At 35.9% G+C, this 25772-nt stretch carries 22 protein-coding genes and 1 riboswitch; of the genes, 11 read left to right on the plus strand and 11 right to left on the minus strand.

The window, feature by feature from the left end:
• Window positions 1-58 precede the first annotated feature (58 nt).
• From ACFS6I_RS08295 to ACFS6I_RS08305, 3 genes are all read right to left on the minus strand, one after another.
• Window positions 59-1459, minus strand: a complete 1401-nt coding sequence (locus ACFS6I_RS08295; protein ID WP_380919574.1) for an AMP-binding protein — start codon at window positions 1457-1459, stop codon at window positions 59-61.
• 10 nt (window positions 1460-1469) lie between these two features.
• The gene (locus ACFS6I_RS08300; RefSeq protein ID WP_380919576.1) at window positions 1470-2282 is read right to left on the minus strand and encodes an SDR family NAD(P)-dependent oxidoreductase; all 813 of its coding nucleotides are present in this window, start codon (window positions 2280-2282) and stop codon (window positions 1470-1472) included.
• Between the two features lie 72 nt (window positions 2283-2354).
• Window positions 2355-4271, minus strand: a complete 1917-nt coding sequence (locus ACFS6I_RS08305) for an ABC-F family ATP-binding cassette domain-containing protein (protein ID WP_380920901.1) — start codon at window positions 4269-4271, stop codon at window positions 2355-2357.
• Window positions 4272-4322: 51 nt separating this feature from the next.
• Between ACFS6I_RS08305 and ACFS6I_RS08310 the strand changes: the two genes are divergently transcribed.
• Window positions 4323-5363, plus strand: coding sequence for a quinone-dependent dihydroorotate dehydrogenase (locus ACFS6I_RS08310; RefSeq protein WP_380919578.1), 1041 nt, complete (start codon window positions 4323-4325; stop codon window positions 5361-5363).
• A 66-nt stretch (window positions 5364-5429) separates the two neighbouring features.
• Here ACFS6I_RS08310 and ACFS6I_RS08315 read toward each other — a convergent pair whose 3' ends face one another.
• Both ACFS6I_RS08315 and ACFS6I_RS08320 read right to left on the minus strand, forming a co-directional pair.
• Window positions 5430-5831, minus strand: coding sequence for a DUF5606 family protein (locus ACFS6I_RS08315; protein ID WP_132768468.1), 402 nt, complete (start codon window positions 5829-5831; stop codon window positions 5430-5432).
• A 23-nt stretch (window positions 5832-5854) separates the two neighbouring features.
• A complete protein-coding gene (locus tag ACFS6I_RS08320) occupies window positions 5855-6313 on the minus strand; it encodes a peptidylprolyl isomerase (RefSeq protein WP_132845487.1) in 459 nt (152 codons plus the stop codon).
• A 188-nt stretch (window positions 6314-6501) separates the two neighbouring features.
• On the opposite strand from ACFS6I_RS08320, the gene radC reads away from it, so the two are divergent.
• On the plus strand, window positions 6502-7191 hold the full coding sequence (gene radC, locus ACFS6I_RS08325; protein WP_380919581.1) for a RadC family protein: 690 nt from the start codon (window positions 6502-6504) through the stop codon (window positions 7189-7191).
• A 594-nt stretch (window positions 7192-7785) separates the two neighbouring features.
• Here radC and ACFS6I_RS08330 read toward each other — a convergent pair.
• From ACFS6I_RS08330 to ACFS6I_RS08345, 4 genes are all read right to left on the minus strand, one after another.
• Complete coding sequence (locus tag ACFS6I_RS08330; protein ID WP_380919583.1) at window positions 7786-8967, minus strand: homoserine dehydrogenase; 1182 nt, start codon at window positions 8965-8967, stop codon at window positions 7786-7788.
• A gap of 39 nt (window positions 8968-9006) precedes the next feature.
• Window positions 9007-10314 carry an O-acetylhomoserine aminocarboxypropyltransferase/cysteine synthase family protein gene (locus ACFS6I_RS08335; RefSeq protein WP_132768462.1) on the minus strand — a complete coding sequence of 436 codons (1308 nt, stop codon included), beginning with the start codon at window positions 10312-10314 and terminating at the stop codon, window positions 9007-9009.
• Window positions 10315-10542: 228 nt separating this feature from the next.
• Window positions 10543-10657, minus strand: a riboswitch (SAM riboswitch).
• A gap of 401 nt (window positions 10658-11058) precedes the next feature.
• Window positions 11059-11901 carry a prephenate dehydrogenase gene (locus ACFS6I_RS08340; protein WP_380919585.1) on the minus strand — a complete coding sequence of 281 codons (843 nt, stop codon included), beginning with the start codon at window positions 11899-11901 and terminating at the stop codon, window positions 11059-11061.
• A gap of 12 nt (window positions 11902-11913) precedes the next feature.
• The gene (locus tag ACFS6I_RS08345; protein ID WP_380919587.1) at window positions 11914-13083 is read right to left on the minus strand and encodes a pyridoxal phosphate-dependent aminotransferase; all 1170 of its coding nucleotides are present in this window, start codon (window positions 13081-13083) and stop codon (window positions 11914-11916) included.
• Between the two features lie 192 nt (window positions 13084-13275).
• Here ACFS6I_RS08345 and ACFS6I_RS08350 point away from each other — a divergent pair, with 192 nt between their 5' ends.
• From ACFS6I_RS08350 to ispE, 6 genes are all read left to right on the plus strand, one after another.
• The gene (locus ACFS6I_RS08350) at window positions 13276-15102 is read left to right on the plus strand and encodes an ABC transporter ATP-binding protein (RefSeq protein WP_380919589.1); all 1827 of its coding nucleotides are present in this window, start codon (window positions 13276-13278) and stop codon (window positions 15100-15102) included.
• Between the two features lie 98 nt (window positions 15103-15200).
• Complete coding sequence (gene mqnE, locus ACFS6I_RS08355; RefSeq protein WP_380919591.1) at window positions 15201-16400, plus strand: aminofutalosine synthase MqnE; 1200 nt, start codon at window positions 15201-15203, stop codon at window positions 16398-16400.
• An 8-nt stretch (window positions 16401-16408) separates the two neighbouring features.
• Window positions 16409-17035, plus strand: a complete 627-nt coding sequence (locus ACFS6I_RS08360; protein ID WP_021189679.1) for a histidine phosphatase family protein — start codon at window positions 16409-16411, stop codon at window positions 17033-17035.
• A complete protein-coding gene (locus tag ACFS6I_RS08365) occupies window positions 17028-17756 on the plus strand; it encodes a menaquinone biosynthetic enzyme MqnA/MqnD family protein (RefSeq protein WP_380919593.1) in 729 nt (242 codons plus the stop codon). The genes ACFS6I_RS08360 and ACFS6I_RS08365 overlap by 8 nt, the downstream gene beginning before the upstream one ends.
• Window positions 17757-17852: 96 nt before the next feature.
• The gene (locus ACFS6I_RS08370; protein ID WP_380919595.1) at window positions 17853-18266 is read left to right on the plus strand and encodes an NUDIX hydrolase; all 414 of its coding nucleotides are present in this window, start codon (window positions 17853-17855) and stop codon (window positions 18264-18266) included.
• A 45-nt stretch (window positions 18267-18311) separates the two neighbouring features.
• The gene (ispE, locus tag ACFS6I_RS08375) at window positions 18312-19127 is read left to right on the plus strand and encodes a 4-(cytidine 5'-diphospho)-2-C-methyl-D-erythritol kinase (protein WP_380919597.1); all 816 of its coding nucleotides are present in this window, start codon (window positions 18312-18314) and stop codon (window positions 19125-19127) included.
• Window positions 19128-19292: 165 nt separating this feature from the next.
• Here ispE and ACFS6I_RS08380 read toward each other — a convergent pair whose 3' ends face one another.
• A complete protein-coding gene (locus ACFS6I_RS08380; protein WP_132845474.1) occupies window positions 19293-20135 on the minus strand; it encodes an ATP cone domain-containing protein in 843 nt (280 codons plus the stop codon).
• Between the two features lie 63 nt (window positions 20136-20198).
• Complete coding sequence (locus tag ACFS6I_RS08385) at window positions 20199-20987, minus strand: sulfite exporter TauE/SafE family protein (RefSeq protein WP_380919599.1); 789 nt, start codon at window positions 20985-20987, stop codon at window positions 20199-20201.
• Window positions 20988-21093: 106 nt separating this feature from the next.
• On the opposite strand from ACFS6I_RS08385, the gene ACFS6I_RS08390 reads away from it, so the two are divergent.
• The 3 genes from ACFS6I_RS08390 (at window position 21094) to ACFS6I_RS08400 (ending at window position 25716) form a co-directional block, all read left to right on the plus strand.
• Window positions 21094-21393 carry a YgaP family membrane protein gene (locus ACFS6I_RS08390; RefSeq protein ID WP_021189673.1) on the plus strand — a complete coding sequence of 100 codons (300 nt, stop codon included), beginning with the start codon at window positions 21094-21096 and terminating at the stop codon, window positions 21391-21393.
• A 238-nt stretch (window positions 21394-21631) separates the two neighbouring features.
• Complete coding sequence (locus ACFS6I_RS08395) at window positions 21632-22849, plus strand: DEAD/DEAH box helicase (RefSeq protein ID WP_380919602.1); 1218 nt, start codon at window positions 21632-21634, stop codon at window positions 22847-22849.
• A 257-nt stretch (window positions 22850-23106) separates the two neighbouring features.
• Window positions 23107-25716: a hypothetical protein gene (locus tag ACFS6I_RS08400; RefSeq protein ID WP_380919604.1), complete on the plus strand. Its 2610-nt coding sequence runs from the start codon at window positions 23107-23109 to the stop codon at window positions 25714-25716.
• The last annotated feature ends 56 nt before the right edge of the window (window positions 25717-25772 follow it).

Here is a 25772-nt window from a genome sequence, read left to right on the forward strand (position 1 = left end):
GATATATAGGTGGTAATAGATGTGCTGTGTTGAGGGTTTTTTATTGTAGCCGAACGGATTAATTATCGTTGTAGTGAAGGGACTTTGGTTGCAAGTATTTAGGGAATGTCCTATTGAGCCATTTTCTAAATTCTGCTTCATTAAATGCCGAATCTTTTTTTAAGGTAAGTTCTAAATTTAATTCGCTTATCATCATTTCATTTTTAGATACGAGAATTCTAGTTTTGGCAACAGATTCATAACTGTTTATTTTTTCTTCTAATTCACTAAAATGAATAATTTCTCCGCCAATATTAAATGAAGAGTTTGTTCTGCCAAGATAATATAAAAATCCGTTTTTATCCTGGTGTATGCGATCTCCAGTAATTACATATTGATTTTTAGACTGATCGTGTATCCAGGGACATCTTATTTTGAGCTGCTGATCTGCTTGCAAGTGGTATTCGATACCTTTTAGAAATCGGCCAATCGTATTGTTATTGTTTGTTAAATCAGTGTGGGTAGCAATGCTGCAGATTCCCAATTCTGTGGTTCCATAGAGATTATATATGTTCGTCTCGGTATATTGATTTAGAATAAATGATACCCATGTTGCTTCTAGTTTATCTGCTCCGGAAATAATGCATCGGAACAGGCCCAGTGCATTTTGATCTATTTTAATGAATTTGGGAATCATAGAAGGTAAAAGAACCAAACAGTCTATTCTGTTGTTCGTGAATTGAGTAATGCATTTAGCGCTAAATTTTGTGGTGAAGTGTAGGTTGTGCTTTAAAAATAGTGCTAAAATCAAACTTGCAAGACCATAACCGTGATAAAATGGAACTGTAATGAAAGTAGAGGAATAGTTAAATAGCCCAAGTTTTGAAATTAATTCTGTAAATGGACTCCATATTTTTGAGATATTGAGTTTACGTTCAATGGGTTTTGGAATATTTGAAGAACCTGTACTTAAAATTGTTATTTTACCATTGTTTCGTCTTATTTTATGAGAGACTTTATTGATGACGCATGCATTAATTTCCGCAAAAGAATAGATCAAAGACTTTGTACGTAGATTTTCTAATCGGTCTTTGTTATCGGTTAGCATAAGAACCTGAGGATAATTTTCCAAAATTTTCTCTAATTGGAGATCGGATAATTGGGAACTCATGATAATTACCTCTTTTGAAAGTGCGGAAAGGGCAAATAGATAGCTAATAAAATTGAAACTGCTGTCTGCGATGAGAATGACTCGGGTAGATAGCTTGTTTTTGGGAACTATTTTTAATTTTTCAATCGTAAGACAGGTTTCATCATACAGAGCTGCGTAAGTTATGGTACGATTACCATCATTTAAGTAGGAATCTTTTGCTTTCCGAATTGATTTCAATAAAGTAAATAAATTAATACCTGATTGAAGCGTATATAGGAGGGATTTAAATACTTGAATAGCGAAATCAATTTTTTGTCGTAATCTCATAGGAATATGGTTAAAATTTATCCCATATTTTTCGAATAAAAAATCCGATTGTTATAGGAAAGGGAGACCACCATGGCCTAGAATAACTGCCAGTACCTAAGATGAGTTTTATAATACGTAAGGCTGCTTCACTACTTTGCATGGCAGGAAAGTTTTTATAACGATCGTTAGGCGCTATCATTTCTGTTTTTACCAATGGTAAGTAGACTGTTTTTAGTTTTACATTCATTTTTTTCCATTCAGATTGGTTTGATCGGCAATATTGATCAAATGCTGTTTTTGATGCTTGGTATGCAGCCCAATGTGGTGCAGGTGGGAGCAAAACATTGAGCGCAGAAATATTGATAATCTCACCTTTTTGCTGTGATAGAAGAGGAGTAAGTGCTAATGTCAATTTCACTGGGGCCAAATAATTCAGCATGTTTGTTCTTGTAAAATCATGGTAGCGCGGCAAGGATTTTGTCAAACTGCGATGAATCGATTTACCTGCATTAGAAATAAGGATATCTATCGTCATCTGTCTTGCATGAATATATTCAATAAGTTGATCTATTTGTTGTTCTTGATATAGATCTGTCACGTAGATGGACGCAGTGGAATTGTTTTGGGTAGCAATTGCTTTTACTTCTTCTAATTTTTCTTGCGATCGAGCCACTAAAATGAGGTGTACCTGGAATTTGGAAAGAATTGTTGCACAGGCTTTTCCAATACCTTCACTTGCTCCGGTGATTAAAATAGTTTTTCCTTGGAAATACTTTGTGGCTTTCCGTCTATTTAAAAATACTTTCGGGTATAAGATATTTTCGATCCAGTTTATTTTCACAATTCTTTCCTAATAAAAAAAGGTATACAATAAGCCTGCCTATTGTATACCTTTCTAAATAAGTGAGTGTAATTAATCTTCCAATTCCATAATTTCTTCAGCTAAATCTTCCCAATTTTTTTGCAATTGTTCTAATTCTGCTTTAGAGGAATTATAATTACGCGTGTGTTCTTGTAATTTGATTGCGTTGGAATAGATCTCTTCTTTTGCTAATTCTGTCTCCAGTGCTTTTAGAAGAACTTCTTTTTCAGCTACTTTAACCTCTAGTGCCGCTAGTTCTTTATTCTTTTTGCTGATCAGTTTGAATTTATCCTCAGAAGGAGCAGCTTTGACTTTTTTAGGTTCTTCTGCTACAACTTTTTTCTCGACCTTTTTTTCTTCAGGCTTGATCACACGTTTTGAATTCCACTCTTCAAATTCTTGGTATGTACCTGGGTATTCTTTAATTTCTTTATCTTCAATATACCAAATTTTGTTGGCAACATTATCCAGAAAGTAACGATCGTGAGAAACGACAATCAGGGTACCTTCAAATTGCTGAAGTGCTTGAATCAAAATATTAACCGATTGCATATCCAAGTGATTGGTAGGCTCATCTAGTGCTAAGAAGTTAGCATCAGCTGTTAATGCTTTTGCTAGAGCAACACGTGATTTTTCGCCTCCAGACAGGACTTTGATCTTTTTGAATGCGTCATCACCGGAAAATAGAAAACAGCCTAAGATTGAACGTAATTCGGTTTCTGTATGTTTGGGCGCAAAAGCTTGCATCTCTGCTATTATGCTGTTTTCCAGATGCAGGGCTTCCAATTGATGCTGTGCAAAGAACGTTTGCAATACATTGTGGCCATGTTCAGATTTCCCTTCATACTCCGTATCTGCACCTGCCACAATACGTAACAAGGTCGATTTACCTTTACCATTGGCACCGATCAAGGCAATTTTATCACCTTTTTCAATGATCCCATCCGTATTTCTTAAAATTTCGAGGTTTGGATAAGATTTCGATACATTTTCTAAGGTAACAACATGTCTTCCCGATGGTTTTGAAAATTTAAAGCTAAAGTTTACCGTTGGATTATCATCATCAACATCTTCCACTCTTTCCATTCGATCCAAAGCCTTAATACGGGATTGTGCCATCTTTGCTTTTGAGGCTTTCGCACGGAAACGTTCGATCAAACGTTCTTCCTGTTTGATCTTCGCTTGCTGATTTTTGAATTGACCAGCTTGAATTTCTCCTCTTAGTGCTTTCTCTTCCAAATAAAAACTGTAATTACCAGCGTACAGCGTTAATTTACCTTTGCGGGATTCTACCGTTTTTTTAATAATACGGTCTAAGAAGTACCTGTCGTGTGAGACGATGACGATCGCACCTTCAAACCCTTGTAAGTAATTTTCCAGCCATTTAATAGAAGGTAAATCCATATGGTTGGTAGGCTCATCCAGCAATAAAATGTCTGGAGTCTGCAATAAGATTCTTGCCAGCATGACACGCATGCGCCATCCACCGGAGAAGGTCGCTAATGGACGTTTCTGCTCATCTTCTGAAAAACCTAAACCCGCTAAAATTTCGTGAGCCCTGAATTCGATACTATAGCCATCTAGCGCTTCGAATTCCATCTGCTTGTCACTTAATTTATTTAGAATATCGTCAGAATAGTCTGTTTCTAATTTTTGGAGTAAGTTTTCTATTTCAGTATGTAATTGATTTTGGCGCTCAAACGCCTCCATTGCTACATGTAAAATACTTTTATCAGAATGATAAGATAATAAATCTTGATTTAGGTAACCAATTTTTAAGTCCTTCGCCATCGATATACTTCCTGAAGTAGGCGTATACTGCCCTACGATCAATCGCAACAAAGTAGATTTACCGGTACCGTTGGCTCCAATTAGACCGACTTTATCTCCAGGTTTAATATGCCAGTTGGCCTCATCATACAATGCGCGAGAGCCTATTTCGAATGTTAAGTTATTTATTGATATCATTTCGATTGCAAAAGTAATGAAATTTCTTCTTCTTTGCCTACCTTTGTGCATATGTACAAGTTGGTAAAACCTATTTTCTTTTCAATGGATCCTGAATCTGCTCATCATACGGTGACTGGGGGATTAAAAATGTTTTCAAAAATCTGGGGTGCTAAAAAATTATTAAGCAGTCTGTATACCTATGAAAATCCGAATTTGGCTCGCGAAGTATTTGGCCTTAAATTTAAAAATCCTGTAGGATTGGCTGCAGGCTTTGATAAAAATGCCGAATACATTACTGATATGGCCAATTTTGGTTTTGGATTTATTGAAATTGGTACTGTAACGCCACGACCTCAACCAGGAAATGATCAACCACGGATGTTTCGTTTAATTCCTGATAAGGCATTAATCAATCGTATGGGTTTTAATAACCAAGGTGCTGACGTTGCGGCTAATCGTCTTAAACATTTAGCTTCTGAAGATCGTAAAGGACTTTTAATCGGTGGAAATATCGGTAAAAATAAAATCACTCCAAATGAACAGGCGGTAGATGATTATATTTATTGTTTCAACGCACTTTTTGATTATGTTGATTATTTCGTTGTCAATGTCAGTTCTCCAAATACTCCGGGACTACGTGATCTGCAGGAAAAGGAGCCTTTGAAACATATTTTAAATACGCTCGAGGAATTGAACAAACGAAAATCAAATAAGAAACCTATTCTTCTTAAAATTGCTCCAGATTTGACAAATAGTCAATTGGATGATATTGTTGAAATTGTTCAAGAAACGGGTATTGCTGGTGTCATTGCAACAAATACTACGATATCTAGAGATGGGCTTCAAAGTGATGAAAATTTAGTTAAAGAGATGGGAGGGGTGAGTGGAGCTCCCTTAACCAAGCGCTCAACAGAAGTTATTCGCTATCTTTCAGAAAAATCAAACCGATCTTTTCCTATTATTGGTGTTGGCGGGATTCATTCTGTGGCAGATGCAATCGAAAAACTTGATGCCGGAGCTAGTCTTGTTCAAATTTATACAGGATTTATTTATGAGGGACCAGCTTTGATATCGGATATCTGTAAAGGAATTATTCAAGCAGGAAAGTAGAAACTAATGATAAAAAAAGAGAGGGTCTTAACATATGTTAAGACCCTCTCTTTTTTTTAACCTAAATTATACTAAAGGAGCTGGTGCTTCTTCTTCAAATAAAGGTAAATCTTTAATGATATTGTACCATGTAAAGATTTTTTTAATATCTGACGAATAGACGCGAGATTCATCGTGCCCTGGTGCAATTTCGCGGAAAGCATCACGTAATGCTTGACCATCTGCTTTAGGATCTACAGTTAATCCTTTTTCTTTGATTGTTTCAAAAACATTCAATAAGCGAATTTCCTCTTCTTCGCCATAAATTGTAATGTCTTCTAATGTTGCCATTTTCGTAGAAGATAAACTTACTACCGATTTAATTTTAGCGCTGTCTAGAGTCTCTAAAATAAATCCGCCTTTATTTTGTCCAACTAATTTGAACAATCCTGGTTTTCCTGTTACAGAAACTAATGCTCTTAAATTCATAATACACTTTTTCTTGTTTAGAACTAGTCTTCGATAACTTCAATACTTAAAATACGGTCACCTTGACGGATATCATCTACGATATCAACGTTTTCAATAACTTTTCCAAAACAAGTATGATTTCTATCCAAATGAGCAGTGTTGTTACGGCTGTGGCAGATAAAAAATTGAGATCCGCCAGTGTTACGGCCTGCATGTGCCATTGATAATACGCCTCTATCATGGTATTGGTTTTCACCGGTTAACTCACAGTCGATTTTGTAACCTGGGCCACCTGTTCCAGGCATACCAGAAGCACCTTCACGTGAATTTGGACATCCACCTTGAATAACAAAGTCAGGCAACACACGGTGGAAACTTAATCCATCGTAATATCCTTCTTTAGCTAATTTGATGAAATTTGCAACGGTATTTGGAGCATCTGCTGTATAAAATTGTACAGTCATGTCGCCCTTTTCTGTTTTAATAATCGCTTTACTCATTTTATTAAAATAAATGTTCAATTACAAATATAAGATTTCAAAACGATTTGAAAAAAAGAAAGCACGCTCATGTCTGCTTTGAAATGCTAAAATTTATTTAAATAATTGATACTAATTATTTTAAGTTTTTAAATTTATGATTAAATTAGTAGATTATATAAACCTATTTTACACCTTATTATTGTGATATGAGCAAACTGGTCATTCGAGATTGGGCGGAGGCAGATCGTCCTAGAGAGAAATTATTGGAGCAAGGTCGTCGTTCACTGTCTGATGCAGAGTTGCTTGCTATTCTTATTGGCTCGGGCTCAAGGCAAGAAACTGCAGTTGAATTGTGCAGACGTATTTTATCCAGTGTTCAAAACAATCTGGATAGTCTTTCCAAAATGGAGGTATTGCGGCTTTGTGAGTTTAAAGGTATAGGAGAAGCTAAAGCGATTACGATTGTCGCTGCACTTGAACTGGGACGTAGACGAAAGGAATCAGAATATATTGAAAAACCTTTGTTAAACAGTAGTCTTCGGGTCTATGAATATTTTCGGTACCAGTTACAAGATCTTCCTCATGAAGAATTTTGGGTTTTGTATTTAAATACAGCCTGTAAAGTGCTGGATAAACAATTAATAGGTCGTGGAGGCAATGATTTTACTCCAGTTGATGTTCGCATTATTCTACGAAATGCCCTTAATTGTAAAGCTCATTCTATGATATTAATTCATAATCATCCATCAGGTTCGCGTGAAGCAAGTCAGGCGGATAAAATTCTGACAAAAAAGATTGCGGAGGCTTCTAGGATAATGGATATTAAGGTCAATGATCACATTATTTTTACAGACAATGGCTATTATAGTTTTCGTGATGAAGGTCTGTTAGAATGACCTATGATTGGCGGGAGGATGATATTCGATGTGGAAACACTAAGGCATAAAGGGAAGTTTCACTTCCCTTTATGCCCTTAATCGTTAAATTTTCTTTTTTGTCTTCTATATAGAATGTAGATTATTGCCAACAAGGCAACAACCGCAAGAATTATATAACTTGAATTCGAGTGTTCTTGTGCATTAATTGTATTGGTATCTGCAAAAACCAAGTTGCCTACCATTATCAGTAGAATTGTTAACCACTTAGCCATAATTTATAATATTTTTAGTAACATCACAATATAGTGATATTAACGATATTAAGCAAATTTTCTGCCACATATTTATTATAGTTCTAAATATGCTATTTTTTAACAAAAAATAGCAGTTTAAATGGTTTTTGAGCCTAATTATGTGGTAAGTAATGCCATTAATTAAAGATCTAAATTGTTAAATATAAGTCATGATTTGTAGTAGACGCAGCACGGGGTTTATAGAAGTGAATTGGGATGATGATAAATAAAAAACGTTGAATCTACAAGTAGATCCAACGTTTTTCACTTGTGATTAGCAAGTGTTAGGGTTGGTTGGTATTCGGTACTTTTTATTAATTTAGGCAATTTCAGCTATAAAATTTCCTGTTTTGTTTATTTCAGATTTAAGATCTGTGATTTTCTTCAAATTTATTGTTCCAATAACGTACTTAAAATCAGGAGCATAATATCTTTCAATAATTTTTGTGAAACCTAATTTTTCAACTAGGCTGTCATCTTCATATCTCAAGTACACCTTGATTTCATGATCGGTACTGTATGATAATGCATTTGTATTTAAATGCTTCTTGTACTCATATCTGTAGTCATAGCGTAGCGCTGTAATATCAGATAATACTGCCGATCCGGTAGGATGACCTCCAGCACCTTTACCGTAGAAAAATTGTTCATCTGCAAATGCTGCTTTTACTAGGACGCCGTTATTTTCATTTTCAACATTGAATAAAATGTTTTCCGAACTGATAAACTTAGGAATAACATAAAGAACCACTTTATTTTGATCTATTTCTCGGGCAGTAGGGATCAATTTGATCTTGAAATTTTTCTCTTTTGCAAAGCGAATATCCTGTGCTCCTAATTTATCAATACCGATATTGAAAACATCGTCAGGATTGACATTGATACCATAAGCATGAGCAGCGACGATCGTTAATTTGTATTTAGGGTCAAAACCACCGACATCTAATGTAGGATCAGTTTCAGCAAAACCTAGGTCCTGCGCTTCTTTTAACGCATCTGCATAAGGTTGATTTTCGTTGAAGACTTTAGACAATATAAAATTAGAGGAGCCATTAAAAATACCGGTCACGGCATGTAATAATTCATTGTCATAATACTCTTCTAAATTGCGGATAATTGGAATACTTCCGCATACTGCACCTTCATATAGTAGACTTGTTCCGTATTCTTGTTGTATTGCCGCTAATTCTTCTAAATGCGTGGCAATCATTTTCTTATTCGCAGAAACAACGTTTTTTCCAGATTTTAATGCACGAACAGTCAGTGCGTAAGCCGCATCAGCATCATCGATCAATTCTACTACGGTATTGATTTCAGAGTCACCAAGAATAGCCTCAGCATCTGTTGTGAATAATTCAGCAGGTAATGATCTTTTTTTGTCAGCGTTCTTGATGACAAATTTTTTAATTTCTAAATTTAAGTTTTTAGTCTTGATAATGTCGTACAATCCTTGTCCTACAACCCCGAATCCAAACATTCCAATCGTTAATTTCTTACTCATAGTTTTTTTTACGCTTTTATATAATAGTGCTATCTGAAATTATTTAATTTTATCGAACGCCTGCTGTAAATCTGCTTTGATATCGTCAATATGTTCGATGCCGACAGATAGACGTAATAATCCTACAAATACACCTGCAGCTTTTTGAGCTTCTTCGCTCAGTTGTTGATGTGTAGTCGCCGCAGGGTGTATGATCAATGACTTCGTATCACCCACATTTGCGAGATGACTTATTAGCTCTAAGCTATCGATAAAAGCATCGGCTTTTGTCACGTCACCTTTTATTTGGAATGAGAGAACAGCACCATATCCATTTTTTAAATATTTTTGCGCATTTGCAAAGCTAGGAGAGCTTTTTAACCCTGGATAATTCACTTTTTCCACTTGCGGATGGGCTTCTAACCATTTCGCAATTTCTAATGTGTTGTCTACATGACGCTGAACACGAAGCGATAATGTTTCTAAGCCCTGGATCAATTGGAATGAATTGAAGGGTGAAATAGCTGGTCCAAAATCACGTAGTCCTTCAACACGTGCGCGGATTGCAAATTGAATGTTTCCAAATGGGCCATTAACGCCAAAAACATCTGAAAAAACTAATCCATGGTATCCTTCTGAAGGTTCAGAAAACTGTTTGAATTTACCATTTCCCCAGTTGTAAGTACCACCATCTACAATGACACCACCAATACTTGTACCGTGACCACCAATCCATTTTGTTGCAGACTCTACAACTACGGAAGCGCCGTGTTCAAGAGGTTTAAATAGATATCCACCAGCTCCAAAAGTATTGTCTACGATAAGTGGTAAGTCATGTTTTCTAGCGACAGCTGCTATCTTATCAAAATCTGGAATATCGTAACTTGGGTTTCCAATTGTTTCTAAGTATAAAGCTTTTGTGTTTTCATCGATTAGTGATTCAAACTCCTCGGCGGTTGTTTCTTTAGTAAAACGTACTTCAATACCAATTCTTTTAAATGCTACTTTAAATTGATTATATGTACCACCGTATACATTACTGCTGGAAACAAAATTTTCACCAGCTTCTACGATATTATTTAATGCTATGAATTGTGCCGCCTGTCCAGAAGCGACTGCTACAGCGGCGATACCACCTTCCAATGCAGCAATACGTTTCTCAAATACATCTGTTGTTGGATTCATCAGACGTGTATAGATGTTCCCAAATTGTTTTAATGCAAATAAGTTTGCTCCATGTTCTGCATTTTCAAATACGTATGAACTGGTTTGGTATATAGGTACTGCACGCGCTCCAGTTGTTGGATCGGCAACTTGACCAGCATGCACTTGAAGTGTTTCGAATTTTAAATTTTTATTTGTAGACATTGTAGTTATAATTAATTAGTTGAAGATTCGTTAATAAAAAATAGGGGTGAGATTATGCACATGGATATGTACTTGAAATCAATAAATTTTAAAAAAGATTGATTAACAAGAAAACGTAAACATGTGCAAAAGCATTCGCATCTGTTTTGATGGAATATTTGTATCTGTTACGTTGGTGCTAGAATTTACCTTCTTGTTTTGTTGTAATGTTATTATCATTTGTCGTTTCATTTATATCCTCCAAAGCAATATTACTTTGGACAGGAATTGGCACCTTTTCAAACGTATTTTGAAGGTTGCCAGTGGGTCATTGAGCCAGTCTCTCGCCACTTCTTTATAAATCAAGACCTGATTAAGAGGTGTTGATTAGATGTATTTCTATTTGAACTACGTTGCAAATATATGCCTTGCTTTTTACAAACCAAAATATTTTATGCTATTTCTTAGAAAATACTTCTAATTCTACTCGTAATTGATCGTAAGCTCTCACTATAATGTAAGTATTGGTAGTTGATGGGGCAGCATTTATTTATTCCGATATGTTTATACGTCGTGGATGAAATCCATATCAGTAATGAAAGCAATATAACTGAAGCATACGGTGTTAAACAGGCAACAGCAGAGCGATGATCCTGTGATCTTTTATTATAAAAAAGAAATAGGAACCTTGCGAGTTCCTATGCTTTCTTCTAATTACTTTGTATGAAACAATAATTCGCCTTTGCCAGTTGGAGCAAGTGGGTTTTATTTAATAATACGTTTAATTTTATTTGATTTTTTAATCAATTTGTGTAATTGAGTGTAATTTTCATCTTGGATGGCATCTTTTAAAGCCTGCAGCTGCTTGATGTTTTCCTCTAACACTTCTAGTACATTAACTCTGTTCTGTTTGAAAATAGGTGTCCACATATCCGGTGAGCTTTTTGCTAAGCGTACCGTTGATTCAAAACCAGATCCTGCCAATTCAAATATTCGACCCTGCGATTTCTCTTTCTCTAAAACAGTTAGCGCTAGAGCAAAAGAAGTCAGGTGAGAAATATGGGAAACATAGGCTGTGTGTGTATCATGCTCCTCTGCAGTCATAAATGACGTACGCATTTCCAGTTGTTCGGTAATGGAATCTGTTAATTCGAATGCATCTTCATCAGATTTAAATGCCTCAACGTAAACCATCATTTTATCTTTAAACAAATTTGGTAATGCTGCTTCGGGGCCTGAATATTCGGTACCAGCCATTGGATGGGCGGCAACATAGCGGCCACGATTAGGGTGTTCCGAAATTAACTGTAAAATATTAAGTTTGGTTGAGCCCATGTCAATGATGACTTGATCTTTTACGAGATCCAATAATTGGGGCGCTAATGTGATTATCGCATCAACTGGAGCTGTGAGAATGATCACTTTACATTTTTCTAAAGCTTCCTCTAATGTTGCCTTTTGATCAATGAAGCCTATTTGCAATGCTTTTGTTAGATTAGCATCACTTTTGTCAACACCAAAAACCTGATCACAGAATTTTTTTTCTTTTAGTTTCATGGCGACGGAGCCACCAATTAAACCGACGCCAATAATGGCTATATTCATCATGTTATTTCAATCTTAATTCGTTTGTTTTGCTTGTTCTATTCTAGCAATTGCTTCTTTTAATACTTCAACTGAGGCACATAAACTTATTCTAATATAGGTGTTTCCAGCACTTCCGAATATACCTCCGGGAGTAATAAAGACACGTGATAGATCTAACACCTCATCACTTAACGTGTAGCCTGATTCGTAATTATCTGGAATTTTGGCCCACACAAATAAACCGACCTGATTCTTTTTATATGTACAGCCCAACAGGTTCATGATTTCGAAAACCAACTGTCTTCTTTCGTGATAGATTGCATTTAAATCTTGATACCATGTTTGATCCAACTGCAATGCCTTGGCCGCTGCTAATTGAGCTGGTAAGAACATTCCCGAATCCATGTTGCTTTTAAAACGTAATACTTCATTGATCCGTGCCTCTGCGCCCACTAACATACCGATTCGCCATCCGGCCATATTGGAGGATTTGCTTAATGAATTAAGTTCCAAGGCAACATCCTTTGCACCTTCAATAGACATAATGCTTTTAGGGCTGTCTGTCAAGATAAAACTATAAGGATTGTCGTGGCAGATTAAAATATGGTTTGCCTTTGCAAAAGCAATCAACTCAAGATAAAATCCTTCGTTTGCACTCGAACCAGTTGGCATATGAGGGTAGTTGATCCACATTAATTTTACTTTTGATAAATCGTTTTCAGAAAGCTTTTTAAGATCAGGTAACCAATCTGTTTCTTCAGATAAATCATAGGTAATTGCCGTGGCTCCACTTAGCCGTACTGCTGCCGCATATGCTGGATATCCCGGATTTGGTATTAAAACCTCATCACCTTCTTGTAAGTAAGTCATGCAAATGTGAACAATACCTTCCTTAGAGCCTATTAAAGGTAAAATTTCTGTATTTGGATTGAATGTTGCCTGATAATAACGTTGATACCAATCTGCAATTGCTTGCCTCAAAACAGGTGAACCTTTATAGTTCTGATAGCCATGTACATTGGTTTTAGCCGCTTCTGTCGTCAAGGTCTGAATAACTTCAGGGTGGGGAGGTAAGTCGGGGCTTCCGATGCCTAAATTAATCACGCGAGCACCTGCTTTATTGAGCTCATCAATCTCTCTTAATTTTTTTGAGAAATAATATTCTTCGGTTTGTTGCAACCTTTTGGCAACTTCTATTTGCATTATGTTCTGGTATTTTACAATTTACAAGGACTAAATTAGGCTTTTTCTATTAAAATACTAGTATAATGTCGTTTAAATTGGTGTTTATTGAATTAAATTTTTAATATCATCCAAGTGCAAGATTTCATTCCTTTAAAGTATTCCTTATATATTGCGCGTAATTTTAGTATTTTTGCTACCTTAATATCATAAATGAAAACATACTTTAGATTACTTTCTTTTGCCAAACCCATTGAGAAATATGCTATTCCGTATATTATCTTTACATTAATTACAGTTGTATTCAGTACCTTAAACCTGGCGATGTTGGCTCCCTTGCTTCATGTATTGTTCAATACAGAACAGGTTTCAAGCGATGTCGTATTAGTCAAGCCAGAAGGTCTTGGTCAATTACCGGCTTATTTTACTTATTATGCAAATTTGGCCAATCAACAGTATGGCCCTTATGGTGCATTAAAGTTTGTCTGCATCGCAATCATTATATCTGTCTTTATCAGTAATTTATTCCGTTATCTATCTCAGAGAATCATGGAAAACTTACGTATTCATACCTTATTGAACCTACGTAAAACTGTTTTTAATAATGTAATGGATCTGCATTTAGGTTATTTTAATGGGCAAAGAAAGGGAGATATTATTTCAAAAGTAGCTTCCGATGTTCAGGTGGTACAGTTTTCTGTGACAGGAACTTTGCAAGTAGTGTTTAAAGAGCCATTGCAATTGATTGCTTTTTTAGTTACGTTATTTGCTATCTCAACAAAGTTGACTCTTTTTGCGATGTTAGTTATCCCAGTTTCTGCATTTTTTATATCGAAGATTGTGAAAACATTAAAGGCGCAAGCGATCGCAGGACAAACTTCGTATGCGAATATGATTTCCTTTTTGGATGAGGCTTTATCAGGAGTTCGTATTGTTAAGGCGTTTAATGGAACAAATTTTGTCAAAAAACGCTTCAATGATGAGAATGATCGTTATGCCGGTATTATGCGTGCCATGGCAAGGCGGCAACAGATGGGTTCGCCAGTATCCGAATTGTTAGGTGTAATCATGGTGGCGATTATTTTATTATATGGTGGAAATTTAGTTTTGTCAGGTAGTGATGAATTTGGTGCGTCGGAATTTATTGCATATATCGCGATATTCTCCCAAGTTATGCGTCCTGCAAAAGCATTAACTGATGCATTTAGCAATATTCATAATGGTATCGCTGCTGGTGAGCGTGTACTGGAATTGATTGATACCAAAAGTGAAGTTAATGATAAGCCTAATGCTAAAGAAGTTACTGATTTTAAAGAAGCGATTGAATTTCAACAGGTCGATTTTTCTTATGGTGAAAAGAACATCTTGAAGAATATCAATTTGACTATTGAAAAAGGTAAGACAATTGCGTTAGTAGGCCCATCCGGGGGCGGTAAATCTACACTGGTAGATCTGATACCACGGTTTATGGATGTGACTGGCGGTCAGATTCTTTTTGACGGAATAGACTTAAGAGATCTCGATCAAGAATCTTTGCGCACGATGATTGGAGTAGTTAATCAAGAATCCATTTTGTTTAATGACACGATTTTTAATAATATTACTTTCTCTAATACTTCTGCTACGCAGGAAGAGGTTGAAGCTGCTGCAAAAATCGCGAATGCTCATGAATTTATTTTAAAAACAGAATTGGGTTATGAAACAAATATCGGTGATCGAGGGGCTAAACTTTCTGGAGGGCAGCGTCAACGTATATGTATTGCCCGTGCTGTTTTAAAAAATCCTCCCATTATGTTGCTTGATGAAGCAACATCAGCTTTGGATACTGAATCTGAGAAATTGGTTCAGGATTCCTTATATAAGTTGATGGAAAATCGTACTACAGTTGTTATTGCACACCGTTTAAGTACGATTCAGAGCGCCGACACAATTGTCGTAATTGATGCTGGTCAAATTGTGGAATCAGGTAGCCATAGTGAATTGATTCAGCAGGAGGGTTTATACCGGAAATTAATAGATATGCAACAGTTCACAGATTAATTGTTGTTCAACATATATTGCAGTACCAAAAACAAGGCTAAATTCTACGAATTTAGCCTTGTTTTTGGTACATTTGTTATAGACTAGGAGACATGCTAATGGATGCTAAAGAAAAATTAAATTTCTTAATTTCTAATCCGCTTTTGGATAGTGAGTTAAGAAATGTAGCGAATAAAGTGTTGCAAGAGGAACGCATCACATTTGATGAAGGGGTATACCTTTATGAAAAAGCCGAATTGGGTTATTTAGGTGTTTTGGCGAATTTTATTCGTGAGAAAAGGCACGGGGATATCACATTTTTTAATCGTAATTTTCATATTGAGCCTACTAATGTATGTGTTTACGATTGTAAATTCTGTTCATATTCCCGTATGATCAAGGAACGTGCTGAAGGATGGGAAATGGATGTGGAAGGCATGATGGATATCGTGAAGAAGTATGATGATGAAGCTGTAACGGAAGTACATATTACAGGTGGTGTGGTGCCGAAGCAAAATCTTGATTTTTATGCGGAGTTCTTTAAAAAATGTAAAGCACATCGTCCGGAATTGCATATTAAAGGATTGACTCCTGTGGAATATTATTATATTTTCAAAAAGGCTAAATTGAGTCATTATGATGGTATGAAGTATTTGCAATCTTGTGGTTTGGATTCGATGCCGGGCGGTGGGGCTGAAATTTTCCATCCGGAGATCAGAGAGCAGATTGCCCATGATAAATGTACTGCTGAACAGTGGTTGGATATCCACGAACAGGCACATAAGTTGGGGATGCATACCAATGCAACCATGCTTTATGGTCATATCGAGCAATTTTGGCATCGTGTAGATCATATGGAAAGACTTCGTCAGTTGCAAGATAAGACTGGAGGATTCCAAACTTTTATTCCATTGAAATTTAGAAATAAAGAAAATCAAATGTCACATGTTTCTGAGGTCTCCGTTATCGAAGACTTAAGAAATTATGCGATAGCTCGTATTTATTTGGATAATTTTGATCATATAAAAGCGTATTGGGCAATGATTTCAAGGGATACTGCACAAATGTCCTTAGCATTTGGTGTTGATGATATCGATGGAACACTGGATGATACGACGAAGATTTACAGTATGGCAGGAGCGGAGGAACAGAATCCCGGTATGTCGACGCAACAGTTGGTTGAGTTGATTAGAAAGGTAGGACGTCATCCAATAGAGCGTGATACCTTATATCATGTTGTCACAGATTACAAGGATGTGGTTTTTGAAGACGATAGCAAGAAGAAGAATTATTATGCACTTCCTGTTGTAAATAATTAAGATATATTTTGAAAAAGACTTTTTATTTTATTCGCCATGGACAAACTGATCTGAATTTGAAAGGTATTGTTCAGGGACGTGGCGTGAATTCTCCTCTAAATGAAACGGGATTGGCACAGGCTCAAGCTTTTTATGATGCTTATAAAGATATCCCATTTGATAAAATTTATACCTCAACCTTGTTGAGAACACATCAAACAGTAGAATCTTTTATTAAAGATGGTATTTCTTGGCAAGAGCTCGAGGGCTTAGATGAAATTAGTTGGGGAATCTACGAAGGTAAAGAGCAAGACGAATCTATCATGAGTGGATTCAATGCGCTGGTATCAGCATGGAAAAATGGTGAATTGGATGTCAGTGTAGATGAGGGGGAATCTCCTAATGCATTGATGTTACGTCAAAGTGATGCCATAGCACATATGGTTAAACAAGAGCATGAAGAAACCGTACTTGTCTGTATGCACGGTCGTGCCTTACGTATTATTCTTTGCCTATTGACAGGTGTAGATGCCTCAAAAATGGATGAATTTCCTCATACAAACACTGCCTTATATAAATTAACGTATGATAATGATCAATTTGAAATCATTGACTATTATAATACGAAACATCTAGAGGTATTGACAAATGGATAAAGTGAGAGTATCGGCAGTTTCGTATACGAATACATTGCCGTTTTTAAATGGGATTAGACAATCTGCAGTTTTAGATCAGATCGAATTGAGCTTGGATAATCCGAGTGTATGTGCCCAGAAAGTAATTGATGATCAAGCTGATTTGGGGATTATTCCCATAGCGGCGTTATTAAGTCTTCCTCAAGCGCATATCATCACCGACTACTGTATCGGTACAGAGGGGGCTGTTGATTCGGTTTTTATTTTTTCCCATAAACCGATTGAAGAAATCCAGACATTATATCTGGATCAACAATCACGCACTTCTAATGGTTTAGCACGCGTGTTGTTAAAGCATCACTGGAAGCGTCAAGTTAAACTTGTTGCCAATATAGATGAGGCGGATGCTTATGTCTTGATAGGAGACCGAACATTTGGCAAAAAGAATGAAGTCCCTTATGTTTACGATCTTGGACTTACCTGGAAAGAATTTACAGGTCTTCCTTTTGCGTTCGCAGTTTGGGTCAGTAAAAAGCAGTTACCGGAAGCATTTATCACTTCATTTAATGAAGCTTTAAAACTGGGAGTTTCACATCCTGAAGCTGTGATTCCAGGATTGCCTGAATATAAAGATTTTGATTACCATCATTATCTTACATCAAGTTTGAACTATCATCTTACAGCTAAAAAGCGAGAAGCTATTGAAAGATATTTAACACTTTTAAAAGGTTTAGATACATAATAGTGTTAGAAATGAATATATAAAAAGCGATTATGGAAATAGTCGCTTTTTACTTTATAACATGATGCCACTTATGGCATCTTAAAACGAGAAACTATGAATAAGATTTATTTAGCAGGTGCAATGATTGTTGATGCTGATAATAGGCTTTTGGTTGTAAGAAAAAAAAGCTCATCCTATTTTATGATGCCTGGTGGTAAAATTGAAAAAGGTGAGCTATCTTCTCAAGCCCTTATTCGCGAGCTAAAAGAAGAATTAGATCTGGATATTTTATCACGAGATTTAGAATATATGGGCTTTCATGAAACCGAAGCAGTTAATGAAGCTGATACGCTCGTTAGAGGTGAGGTTTTTAGAATAGAGTTTAAGGAAAAATTAGTTATAATACCACAGGCAGAGCTTGAAGAAGCAACTTGGTTGACCGTAGATAATTATAAAAATTATAAATTAGCACATCTCATTGAAGAATTTACAGTTCCTATCTGGTTAGCAGGTCCTTTTGAATATTAACATAGAATCCATAATTTTATCACTGATCTTTATTAAATATCTTTTATGCTATCTTTTCCAAATGCTAAAATAAACTTGGGTCTTCATATTGTAGGTAAGCGACCTGATGGTTATCATGATTTAGAGACGATCTTTTACCCCGTTAACCTTTATGACGCTGTTGAAATTGTTCCACTAAGTTCCGGTAGTACAACTTTTTCGTCGGAGGGTATTGTGATCCCTGGAAAGGGTATGAATTTATGTGAGCGTGCATATCATTTAATTCAACAAGATTTTGATATTCCTTCGGTTGCTATTCATTTATTAAAAAGAATACCAATCGGAGCTGGCATGGGTGGTGGATCTGCAGATGCAGCTTATGTCCTTAAAATGCTAAATGATCAATTTGAGCTGCAACTATCTGTTGTACAACTGGAAAATTATGCGAAGCAGCTGGGCGCAGACTGTCCATTTTTTATTGAAAATAAACCAGTGTATGCAATTGATATTGGGACAGATTTTGCCCCAATTGAGATTGACTTAAGCGAGTATTATATTGTTATCGTGAATCCTAATATTCACATTTCTACCATTGAGGCTTATAGCGGAGTTTCTCCTAAAACTCCTGAGTTTGATTTAAGGTCCATTATTCAGTTGCCTATTCAGGAATGGAAGTATTACTTGAACAATGATTTTGAACTAACTATATTCGAGCAATTTCCTAAAATTAAGGATCTTAAAGATGCAATGTATTCATCTGGTGCGTTATATGCTGCGATGTCGGGCTCAGGTTCTTCTGTATTTGGAATTTTTGAAAATCCTGTTGTGGTGGATGATTTAAAAATTTATGGCGATATTTATTATCCGATTGATCTATCATAAGTGTTATCTAATTTTCTTAATGGAATTGGAAGAAATGAGTTGATTTTTTTCTGTTAGTGGATCATTTTATATCTTATTGTCGCTTTATTTCTTAAATAATAAGGCGACAATAAGAGCTTCATTTCGATTTTTAAAGCGAAGTAGGTGCGTACTAAAGTTTAGCTTTTACTCTTCTTCTAGTTTATAGTCAATTAATTCTCTAGCTTCTTCAAGTACTAACCTTAACTTTTCGGAGTCTAATTTTAGTGACTTGAGTGCTTCTTTATTGTTGATAATATCTTTCACGAGTATGATCTGGTTCTGTAATAAAGTTTTCTCTTCTACATCTGTAAGGGTTGTGAGACAGGTTACAGGATAAAAAACAGCTTTATCCACTCTTTTTTTTATGCTGTTGTCTATTGGATAGTCCCATGAAAGAAAATTGACGTTATAGTACTTACCAAAGTCTTTGGAGTCTGAAGTTAAATAGGCATTGGTAACGAGCCATCCTTGCGTGAATTTTTTATTTTGACCGAAGAAATGATAGGATATATCACTGATATCTTTAAATCGGGATAAGAAATACATGGGAGTTGTCACTGAAATTTTCGCATCTATATCATTTCGAAATTTGCACTCTATGGCCAACATCTCGTTTCCTTTCGATGCAACAACGTCTATCTCGTGAGAAACTGCGTGGCCTTGGATTGTTTGTCCTGTGGTGCTTTCAAAACCATATTCTTGAAATAAGCGTGCGATCCATTTTTCGAAATAAAAACCTTCAGGACCTAATTCACGAAGTGCTTTTTTTAGGCTATATCGAGCTGCAAAAGAATTTCTTTGCGATTTTAATGCTTCAAAAGCTAACTGATATAGCTCTCTTGTACTTATCCCGTCAAATAGTTTTTCTTTGATTTGTGTATAAACCTTTTCAACTTGTTCATTGTTGGCACCAGATCGCGTTAAAGAATGACGTAAGCTGTCACTGTTAAATGGAACTAGTTCTCCAGAGTATTTTTTTACCAGCATATTAGATTATGGTTACAGTTTAATTTACTCCTGCAATTTACTTGCCATTGCTATTAAAAGTAGCTAAAAGAGTTCTTTCATTAAAATATAAATACCAACAATAAATATAAACCAGCCAAATATAGGCTTTAGATGATCTGTTTGAATTTTTTTCTGAAGATGATTTCCTATTCCAACACCCAAGGTTGTTATGGTAAGCAGCTTGAGCAGAAAAGTCCAGTCTATCGTTATATGATCGATATCGCCAAGAAAACCAATAAGAGAATTGATCGTAATGATTGATAATGATGTGCCTATTGCTATACGTATTGGCATATGAAGCAATATAACTAAGGCTGGTATGATCAGAAATCCCCCTCCAGCACCTAAAAAACCAGTTACAAGTCCAATTCCAATACCCCATGCAATCATCTTAATGGTCTGTTGTTTAACTGGATGTTGAGGGGTAGGTTGAATTTTCCTGTTTTTTATCATGCTCCACGAAGATCCGAGCATCAATGTAGCAAATGAGATCATGGTTAACGTTGATTTTGTAAGCTGATAATGGTTGATCTCTAGAATAACTTCGGGTATATGGACCAGTAAAACTTTGCGAACTAAAAGTACAACGATAACAGAGGAAATTCCGAAGTATAATGTTGCCCGGAAATTTACACATTTTTCCTTTGTTTTGATGAAACTGCCTATTAAACTTGTACTTCCAACAATAAATAGGGAATAGGACGTTGCTAGTGTAGGATGTATATGGAATAGGTAGACTAAGACTGGTACTGTCAATATGGAACCACCAGCACCGATTAATCCGAGGGTGATACCGATGAAAATAGACAAAGTGTACCCTATAATTTCCATCGTTGCAACATTGTGTGGCCAAAGAACGGAATAATTATTAGTAAACAAAAACAAAATAGTGTACTGCTTGTTATTAATTACAGAAGAACTTATAAATTTTATACATATGGGCGCGATAGTAGATAAAGTAATAAGCAAAGTAAAAAGTAAAATAGACGAAGAATGTGAGAATGGTACTATTGAGACTTCAGAACGTATCCTTTCTGTTGTGGCTGGAGGTTTTATATTAGGTGCGGGTGTTCGGTATTTGATTAAACATCCACTAACGGCACTTTCTGGATTATCTTTGGGTGGTGCTTTAGTTTACCGTGGTATAACTGGAAAATGTGCAATAAAAAAAGCCATTGAAGACGATGTAGAACGTGTAGAAGTTATTGAGCATCGCTATTTTGTGAAAAAAGACTAATTCGCATTTTTAATTTAGGTTTATACAGAGGGGGTCTAATATGTAACGTATTGGACCTTTTTTAATTCATTACCTTACGTAGATTTTTTCAATTATTTATTTAGTATTAAATTAATTTAATAATTCCCAGCTAATTCATGAATTTTCCAGTAAAAAATCAATCTTTTGGATTTTCTATGCGGTAAATTAGAAAAAAAAGCCTACATTATCCTGATTTTTACAGTAAAAGAAAAAAATATTGAAATTCACAGAATTTGGTTTAGCACCTTCATTGGAAGAAGGCTTAGATAGCATGGGATATGAAGATGCTACACCCATACAGGAACAGGCCATACCTGTTGTGTTGCAACATAAAGATCTGATCGCTTGCGCGCAGACTGGCACAGGGAAGACAGCTTCTTATTTATTGCCTGTTTTACATAAAATAGCTGAAGAACAATCCGATTATATAAATACTTTAATTTTAGTTCCTACCAGAGAGCTCGCTTTGCAAATTGATCAGCAAATCATGGGGCTTGGCTATTTCACTGGGGCAACTTCAATTGCTGTTTATGGTGGTGGAAATGGCATGGATTATGAACAGCAACGGACAGCAATTAAAGAAGGAGCAAATATTATTGTTGCTACTCCTGGACGTTTAATAGCGCATTTAGCATCAGGAAAACTTCATTTTAATAAAGTAAAACATTTCATATTGGATGAAGCAGACCGTATGCTCGATATGGGATTTCATGAAGATATTATGAAGATCATCAGCTTTTTGCCCAAAAAGAGACAGAATCTTTTATTTTCAGCGACGATGCCAGGTAAAATCAGGACATTGGCGAAGCAGATCTTGCATGATCCGACCGAGATTAATATTGCCTTATCAAAACCTTCTGAAGGAATTAATCAACAAGTTTATATGGTTTATGATGACCAGAAGACGGCATTGATACAGCATATTCTTACTAATCCAACTTATACAAGTACGATTATTTTTGCTTCCAAAAAGGAGTTTGTCAAACGGTTGAGTACTGATCTGCATAAAAGCGGTATCGCAGTAGAAGCATTCCACTCTGATTTGGAGCAAGCACAACGTGAAGATATCATGAATCGTTTCAAAGCGAAGCAGATAAATGTATTAATTGGTACAGATGTTATTTCTAGAGGTATTGATATCGTCGGTATCAGTTTGGTTATCAATTATGATGTACCTCCAGACCCTGAAGATTATATCCACCGCGTCGGCCGTACAGCACGAGCGGCGACAACAGGAACAGCTATTACATTTGTGAACCAGAAAGATCAGCCGCGGTTTGCAAAAATTGAAGAGCTTATCGGTTCAAGCATAGAAAAATTGGATTTACCTGAAGGTTTTTCTGCAGGACCGGCTTATGATCCAACACCTTATTCTGATCAAAAGAAGAAACCTTCTAAAAAGAAAAAGTTCAAGAAGTTCGTTAAGAAAGATTAATTAAAAGAATTTGATATTTAGGTTTGCCCCCGAAGAGTTAGCTGCTTTCTGGGGGCATTTTTATGGCAAAACATCCAAAGTGCAGTGCTGCAGTTATACTGTAATTTGTAAGAGAAAAAGTATAAGTGAAGTCCCATAACACTATTCTTACAACTAAATGTGATGATTTTTGTTGACTTCTATTGAAAAGCAGAAGTGCAATTAAATTTTTTACTGTATTTTAGTTTCAAAATTGACCTCGTATTAATTATTACCGTATGAATAATCAAAACCTTCATCTTAAAAAGCATGTCTACAGCATTGTAAGTACACTATTGTTCATCACTAATGTATCTCATGTATGTGGGCAGTCGTCATTTAAAATGGAAGGTGATTCGGCGGTTGCCATGATTGATCCTACGTATGATCAAGTGAGTAAGTTGCATCGTTTCTGGTTAGGTGATTCTTATCGTGAACTATACAATACGCCGGTTAAAATGCGGGTCATGCATCTTCAAAAGGAACTTGGCGGTCTTACTGTTGTCAAGCTTGGTGGAGGTATGCAAACACAATCGCTACGTTTAAGAGACAGTACGGGTAGAGAATGGGTTTTGAGGTCTATTAATAAATTTCCGGAAAGGAGTCTGCCTGAACATTTGAGAAATACGATTGCAAAGGATATTGTTCAGGATCAAATTTCGATTGCTCATCCATTTGGAGCGCTAACTGTACCTACTTTTAATCGTGTATTAAAAATCCCACATGCAAGTCCAGAGCTGGTCTTTGTTGGTGATGATCCTGGCTTAGGAGAACATCGCGCTCTGTTTAAGAATAGAGCTTATATGTTTGAGCCAAGAGTACCTTTGGAGGATGAAGATGCGAAAACTGACAATACGCTTAAAGCGCAGAGAAAGTTAGAGGAAGATAATGATATTCAAGTGGATCAGCGTTTAACATTGCGTGCAAGACTACTTGATTTTATTTTAGGAGATTGGGATCGTCATGAAGATAATTGGCGATGGGATTCTAAAAAAATTGACGATAAGAAAGTGTATAGTCCAGTACCGAGAGATCGTGATAAAGTATATTATAAAACATCGGGTGTACTTCCGGTATTGCTATCCATGCAGTGGCTGAAAGCGCACTTGCAACCTTTTGGTGATCATATTCGCAATGTCGGTCAGTGGAATTTCAATGAAAGGCATTTTGACCGCTACTTCTTAAACCATTTGGATAGAAAGGACTGGGATGAGGAGATCAAATTTGTACAATCGGTTGTAACTGATGCCATAATAGATGAAGCAATAGCACAGATGCCAGATACAATTGTACGATTGAGTGGAGAACAGCTTAAAGGTCATATACGTGCGAGAAGAGATAATCTGATGTCTACTGCTTTAACGTATTATGGTGATTTAGCAAAGAACGTTGATATCGCCACTTCAGCAAAGAATGAGTTTTTCTATTTAAACTATCATACTGACGGTTCGCTTGAGCTGGAAATCAGAAATAAAAAGAAAGATGGATCAGAGGGTAGGAAACTGGTTAAAAGAACATTCTTTCCGCACGAGACAAAAGAATTACGGATTTATGGGCTTGATGGTTCAGACGTATATCATATTCGTGGTCAAAATAAATCAAAAATAAAGCTTCGGTTGATAGGAGGTAAGGGGACGGATGATTACAAAGTAGACCCTAATTTTGAGAATGGAAGGCATGTTTATATTTATGATGATAAGGCAGTTCAAAATACCTTTAAGAATGCTCCTTTTATAAACCTAAAATTGTCAAATGATACCCTAGTACATCGTTATGATCGAAATAGTTTTAAATATGATCGCACTGGTGTGTTGGCTTCTTTAGAATATGGAGTAGATAAAGGCCTATTGTTTGGGGTTGGCTATTTGATAGAGAAACAAGGGTTTAGAAAAGATCCTTATGCCTTTAAGCAGGATTTTTGGGCGCATTATACAACTGGACGCAAGTCCTTTAGTTTTAAATATAATGCCGATATTAAATCGATATGGAATAAAAATGATCTTTTGATTCAATTGGAATCTGATGGACCTAAAAACCAAGAAAACTTTTTTGGTTTAGGAAATAATACAGATTATGAACAGCGTAAAGAACGTGGGATTCAATATTACAGAAACCGATATGACGTTATTTATGCCAACTTTTTATTGAAGAGAGAATTTGCTCAAAACTGGAAATGGAAAATGGGTTCTTCTTCAGAATTTATTATGAGCCATGAAGAAGCTAATGAGGGACATTTTTTTGAAAAGTATGCTGCAGAAAATCCAGCTATACCTGTATTTGGTAAGTTTTTCTTTACAGGAGTTTTAGGATCTATTCAATACGATAGTCGCGATCAGAAAGATAATGCCAAAAAAGGTATTTTTTGGGATAATTTGATTGAAGCAAAGACGCAGTTAAATACTAATGATAATCAATTTATACGATTAAGATCTATTTTCAATTTTTATAAGACAAATGAAAGTGACTGGATAACACTTGCTAATCGGACAGGATTTGAAACCCTTATTGGAGATCCTTTAATTTTCCAATATGCACATTTAGGAGGTGAAAATAGCCTTCGTGGTTTTAACTCTAAACGCTTTACTGGACAATCCATGTTATATAATAATTTTGAGCTACGGTTTAAAGTTTTTAGTTATGATTCCTATTTGGTTCCTGGCACTGTAGGACTTATTGGTTTTCACGATGTGGGAAGAGTTTGGATGAAGAATGAATCTTCAAACCGTTGGCACATGGGGTATGGCGGTGGCTTTTATTTTATTCCTGCTGATCTTTTAGTTATTCAGGCTGTTGCAGGTTTTTCAAAAGAAGGATTTCGTCCTTATTTAAGTATTGGTCTTCGTTTTTAAAATTACTTAAAATATTCTCCATGGATTGCAAAACACTGAGTGTGATACAATTCATG

Origin of the sequence: Sphingobacterium anhuiense (genome assembly GCF_042686355.1) — a bacterium.
Lineage (GTDB): Bacteria > Bacteroidota > Bacteroidia > Sphingobacteriales > Sphingobacteriaceae > Sphingobacterium > Sphingobacterium anhuiense.

Bases quoted from the DNA above. Each gene is read 5' to 3' on its own strand.
- ACFS6I_RS08295 (WP_380919574.1), bottom strand. From the start codon at position 1,459: ATGAGATTACGACAAAAAATTGATTTCGCTATTCAAGTATTTAAATCC.
- ACFS6I_RS08305 (WP_380920901.1), bottom strand. From the start codon at position 4,271: ATGATATCAATAAATAACTTAACATTCGAAATAGGCTCTCGCGCATTG.
- ACFS6I_RS08310 (WP_380919578.1), top strand. From the start codon at position 4,323: ATGTACAAGTTGGTAAAACCTATTTTCTTTTCAATGGATCCTGAATCT.
- ACFS6I_RS08315 (WP_132768468.1), bottom strand. From the start codon at position 5,831: ATGAATTTAAGAGCATTAGTTTCTGTAACAGGAAAACCAGGATTGTTC.
- ACFS6I_RS08320 (WP_132845487.1), bottom strand. From the start codon at position 6,313: ATGAGTAAAGCGATTATTAAAACAGAAAAGGGCGACATGACTGTACAA.
- radC (WP_380919581.1), top strand. From the start codon at position 6,502: ATGAGCAAACTGGTCATTCGAGATTGGGCGGAGGCAGATCGTCCTAGA.
- ACFS6I_RS08330 (WP_380919583.1), bottom strand. From the start codon at position 8,967: ATGAGTAAGAAATTAACGATTGGAATGTTTGGATTCGGGGTTGTAGGA.
- ACFS6I_RS08335 (WP_132768462.1), bottom strand. From the start codon at position 10,314: ATGTCTACAAATAAAAATTTAAAATTCGAAACACTTCAAGTGCATGCT.
- ACFS6I_RS08340 (WP_380919585.1), bottom strand. From the start codon at position 11,901: ATGATGAATATAGCCATTATTGGCGTCGGTTTAATTGGTGGCTCCGTC.
- ACFS6I_RS08345 (WP_380919587.1), bottom strand. From the start codon at position 13,083: ATGCAAATAGAAGTTGCCAAAAGGTTGCAACAAACCGAAGAATATTAT.
- ACFS6I_RS08350 (WP_380919589.1), top strand. From the start codon at position 13,276: ATGAAAACATACTTTAGATTACTTTCTTTTGCCAAACCCATTGAGAAA.
- mqnE (WP_380919591.1), top strand. From the start codon at position 15,201: ATGGATGCTAAAGAAAAATTAAATTTCTTAATTTCTAATCCGCTTTTG.
- ACFS6I_RS08365 (WP_380919593.1), top strand. From the start codon at position 17,028: ATGGATAAAGTGAGAGTATCGGCAGTTTCGTATACGAATACATTGCCG.
- ACFS6I_RS08370 (WP_380919595.1), top strand. From the start codon at position 17,853: ATGAATAAGATTTATTTAGCAGGTGCAATGATTGTTGATGCTGATAAT.
- ispE (WP_380919597.1), top strand. From the start codon at position 18,312: ATGCTATCTTTTCCAAATGCTAAAATAAACTTGGGTCTTCATATTGTA.
- ACFS6I_RS08380 (WP_132845474.1), bottom strand. From the start codon at position 20,135: ATGCTGGTAAAAAAATACTCTGGAGAACTAGTTCCATTTAACAGTGAC.
- ACFS6I_RS08385 (WP_380919599.1), bottom strand. From the start codon at position 20,987: ATGGAAATTATAGGGTACACTTTGTCTATTTTCATCGGTATCACCCTC.
- ACFS6I_RS08390 (WP_021189673.1), top strand. From the start codon at position 21,094: ATGGGCGCGATAGTAGATAAAGTAATAAGCAAAGTAAAAAGTAAAATA.
- ACFS6I_RS08400 (WP_380919604.1), top strand. From the start codon at position 23,107: ATGAATAATCAAAACCTTCATCTTAAAAAGCATGTCTACAGCATTGTA.